Origin of the sequence: Limisphaera sp. 4302-co, assembly GCF_049537155.1 — a bacterium.
Classification (GTDB): Bacteria; Verrucomicrobiota; Verrucomicrobiia; order Limisphaerales; family Limisphaeraceae; genus Limisphaera.
The window spans coordinates 1-4,107 of the sequence record NZ_JBMVQZ010000025.1 but is presented as its reverse complement, the minus strand read 5'-3'; the positions used below and the strand labels follow the sequence as shown (position 1 = coordinate 4,107).

The 4,107-nt window shown below is 60.1% G+C and carries 3 protein-coding genes; all 3 read left to right on the top strand.

All coding sequences use genetic code 11. The features are described from left to right. Nucleotides 1-388 (top strand): hypothetical protein (locus tag ACPDIX_RS14885; RefSeq protein WP_423432592.1); only part of this gene is annotated, 388 nt, incomplete at its 5' end. Nucleotides 389-1,207: 819 nt separating this feature from the next. Beyond that, a complete protein-coding gene (locus ACPDIX_RS14880) occupies nt 1,208-2,323 on the top strand; it encodes an RHS repeat-associated core domain-containing protein (RefSeq protein WP_423432591.1) in 1,116 nt (371 codons plus the stop codon). A gap of 1,008 nt (nt 2,324-3,331) precedes the next feature. After that, on the top strand, nt 3,332-4,107 hold a 776-nt coding region (locus ACPDIX_RS14875; protein ID WP_423432590.1), incomplete at its 3' end, for an RHS repeat-associated core domain-containing protein.

The window sequence follows — 4,107 nt, the reverse complement described above, 5'->3', positions numbered from 1 at the left end:
TGGGGAAGTGGGGTTTGAACTGCTTCGTCAAGTTGGTTGGATCGTCGAATCGCCTGCGTCAAGCCTGGACGCCTTCATCCGAAACAATCCGGTTAATCAGTCTGACCGGCTTGGACTGACGGATGCAGAGACGAAGTCGTATTGGGACTGGGTAAAGGAGATGGCTGAGAAAGTTAAGGAGGCAGTCGAGGATTACGAAGACGGGAAATGTCCAAAGGACCCCTGCAAACTTCCATCCTCGCTTAACGCTATCTGCACGTGCATGTACGAGGCAGCCAAGAAGAAGAGTATTGAGGACATGATCCAGTGCGTGTGCATGACCAGCCCTGATTCGGACTGCGAAAAAGAAGCCAGAAAAGCCATCGAATCAGTGTATGGCGGGAAGTAACGAGGGTGACAATGAACACATGCGCTTTGGCCCTCTTCGTTTGTTTTGTTCTACTAGTTGCCGGTTGCAAGACTGGTGGCGTGACTGGCCGCCTGCACGAGGTCTTGGTGTCTGAGATCAAGCGATGGGGCGGCAATCCGGCCGTGTCAGAAACTCCGGCAACTGCTCCCGCGCGCTGGATTATAAAACGCGATCGTTTTGGAACAGTACTTTACACTGCGGACTTAACGTTTAAACAGGTAAACGAGTATTTAACGCGAGCGTATGGCCCTCCTCGGAAAGGAGGTATCACGGCTGAGGGGCATCAGCAATGGGTGATTCCTGCGACAATCGCCGGCGTATCGATTTGGTATGCAGAATCCGATGGGGGTATTCGCATAACCGTCTTGAAACCTCTAAGGATCGGTGAGTGACTCGGCGCTGCTGGTTTCCCATATGGCCGAAAACATGTGTGTTGTGTCGGGCCGGGGCGAGAGCAGGCAGGGCCCTTTTGAGAACGGACATCGGTCAGTTGCGCTGCCCGGCGGCTATCCTGATTCGGACGGACGGGACGTGAGGATAGAGTGAAACTCGCGGTGTGGATGAACCATGATGCCTGAGGCGCACATGAGAAGCCAGCATGGAGGAGCGAGCCTGAGGCGAAGCGGGGAGCCGCTGTGGAGCGGGCTCGCGGTCTCGGCCAGGAGGCGGAGGACTGTCATGGCCAACTTGCTTGTGGGCAGAGGTTGGACTGCAATCGCGTACGATGTGGATGGAGATCTGAGGGATGACCGGTTGTAGGCCTACACGCGGAGCCGGCAGAACTGGCTGACGAGGGTCATGAGCTACGGCGCGACAGACCGGGGCAGTTGGCGTCGGGTGGAGTGGGAGTACGACTCTTGGGGTCGGCGGGTGCGGCAGACATCGTACGTCTTGACCAACGGAGTCTGGCAGGTGGTGGAGGACCTGAAATTGGTGAGCGATCCTGAGTTGTTCGGCCGTCACATCGCCGAACTGAATGCGACGAACAACGCCCCGGTGCGCGCGTACACCTGGGGCTTGGACCTGTCCGAAACTCTCGACGCCGCGGGTGGTGTGGGTGGTCTTCTCTGGGTTCGGGCTGCCACCGGCCCTGCGGCAGGCACGCACTTCGTCACCCACGACGGCAACGGGAATGTGTGGAACCTGGTTTCTGCGAGCACGGGCACCGAAACCGCCCGGTACGAATACGGTCCCTTTGGTGAACCCCTGCGCCTGAGCGGCCCGGCAGCCCGGTCGAATCCGTTCCAGATGAGCACCAAGCGCACCGAAGACTTTAGGGGCCTGGTGCTCTACGAATACCGCGCCTACAGTCCCACCTCCGGCCGCTGGCTGAGCCGGGATCCGATTGGGGAACGGGGCGGAGCAAGCCTCCTCGCATTCCTTGGAAACGAGCCTGTCAATGGGATCGATGCACACGGGTTGTTGTGGCCTGGGTACCCTGACATGCCAGGCACGCCTAAGCCCCCGCCGACACCACGGCCACCGGAGCCACAGTATCCGGAAGGTTTCGCCATATGCACCCGGCCGGTGGCCGTGGATGGGGTTAACGATATTGTAGGCAAGGTTGCAAACTGCTGTGGTGGGGAGCACACATTCATTCAGTATGTGCGCTACCCAACGCCGCCTGCTGAAGGGCCTCCCTTTGTGTGGGGCTGGGGCTTTAGCGGAGGCATAGAGGCAACAGAGGAGAGGCACTTCGGGGCGACTCACTGCGTGACGTGTCAGAAGGCTGACCGCCCGTTGAAGCATGGTCCCGCGGCTGGGCATGGGAAGACTGGCAAGAGTGCCACTGATACCGAGATTCGGGAGTGTATTATGGCAAGAATACCGGATCGCCGCTACTCCTACCCGTGGTACGTCTGTACTGACTGGGCCTATCAGGCTGCTGAAGACTGCGGACTAAAGTGTCGCTGACTGGAGCGTAAAAGCGTTGGAGCCACGTTACGTGAGACGCCAAAAGTAAATGAGAAAGTGGTCGCTGGCCTTACAGCAATAGCTATCCTAGTATTGTCGGCGGCGGTTGTCTATACGTGGGCTCGATGGTCACGGGCAACTGATTCGAAAGGTTCATTACTGCTTCTTGCCGTGGGCGTCATCGTCTCCGTGGCGCTGGGGACGGCGTTCGGGGTTATGGCGCGTTACCAGCTTGCCGACCATGTAAAGGTTCAAGGGTTTCCGATTCCGTTGGTGATATGGGTGAAGGAGAATGGTCGGTGGACTGACTTTGTCCAGCACGGTGTGAAAGGATATCTGTGCATTGCGGCGAACGTGATGTTTCCCGTTATAGTTCTGGTTGGCATTGTGCATGGATGCCGATGGATCAAGGGCCGAAGGATACGGAGCGCACGGGCAAGCTCATAGAGTGGCCTGGTGCAGTTGCGGGCTGGCAAACGCTGCTTTGCGGCGACGTCGGAGGTGGGGGAGTCTACCGCCGGTCTGCTGGCACGATGTCAGATGACATGGCTGCGAGGTGAGCGACCCGGCTGAGTCTTTGCACGCGTGTGGAAGCGAATTCGACGGGCATGGACAGGATGCACGCACGAAGGGCTCGTCAGGGCTGACAAACTGGCAACCGCAGGCGATGTGCAGTCAGAAGAATGGTGTACTGTGACGGCACGGCCATGGAAGGGTGGGCCCCGCCCCGATAGTGACTGGGCCTGCACCCACTGCGCCTCGTGTCTGCATGGGAAGATGTCCTCGGAGCATATACGAAGTCTCCGGCTGCGCGGACAATCGCGCCTTTGCTCCGGGCGCGAAGACGCCTGCTGGCAGGCGGGTCCATTGCAGAGACGTGCGGTGGAGCATGGGGGCCATAGTGGTGCGTCTGTGGGACCGCGGTCATTGGCGCCTTCTCGGGTATCGGCGCCATGAGTCGCGAAGTGGGCGGTCGAGCAGGGTCGCTACTGGTACGGTGAGGCGCAGGTGAACAATGCGACGGGATCGGTCTGGGCGGTGATCACGAACCTGCGCGTGGTGCGGAACCAGCCGGACCGGGTGCAGTCGGAGACCCGATCGGCCTTTGTGGCGCGGACACCTGAACTGCTGATCCACGATCTGGACGGGAACCTTGTCCGGGACGGGAGGTGGATGTACTATTGGGATGCTGAGAACCGGCTGACGAGGGTCATGAGCGTGGCGGGTCCATCCTCGAGCTTCCGTCGAGTGGAGTGGAAGTACGACGCCCGGGGTCGGCGGCTACGGCAGACGGCGTACATCCTCACCAACGGTGCGTGGCAGGTGGTGGAGGACCTGAAGTTCGTGAGCGATCCTGAGCTCTTCGGCCGGCACGTGGCGGAGTTGAATGCGACGAACAACGCCCCGGTGCGCAGCTACGTGTGGGGCCTTGATCTCTCTGGCAGCCTGGACGGCGCCGGTGGTGTGGGCGGTCTGCTCTGGGTTCGGGTAGCCGGCGGTGCCGCTTCTGGCACGCATTTTGTGTGCTACGACGGCAACGGGAATGTGTGGAACCTGGTTTCGGCGTCCACGGGCTCTGAAACCGCCCGGTACGAATACGGTCCTTTTGGCGAGCCCTTGCGTCTGAGCGGCCCTGCGGCCCGGTCGAATCCCTTCCGCTTCTCCACGAAGCGTACCGAAGACTTCACCGGTCTGGTCCTGTACGAATACCGCGCATACGGTCCCACCTCCGGCCGCTGGTTGAGCAGGGACCCTATAGAGGAAGCTGGTGGACTGGGCTCGGA

Excerpts from the sequence above, each read along its gene's own strand:
- ACPDIX_RS14880 (WP_423432591.1), top strand. The coding sequence starts at position 1,208 with ATGAGCTACGGCGCGACAGACCGGGGCAGTTGGCGTCGGGTGGAGTGG.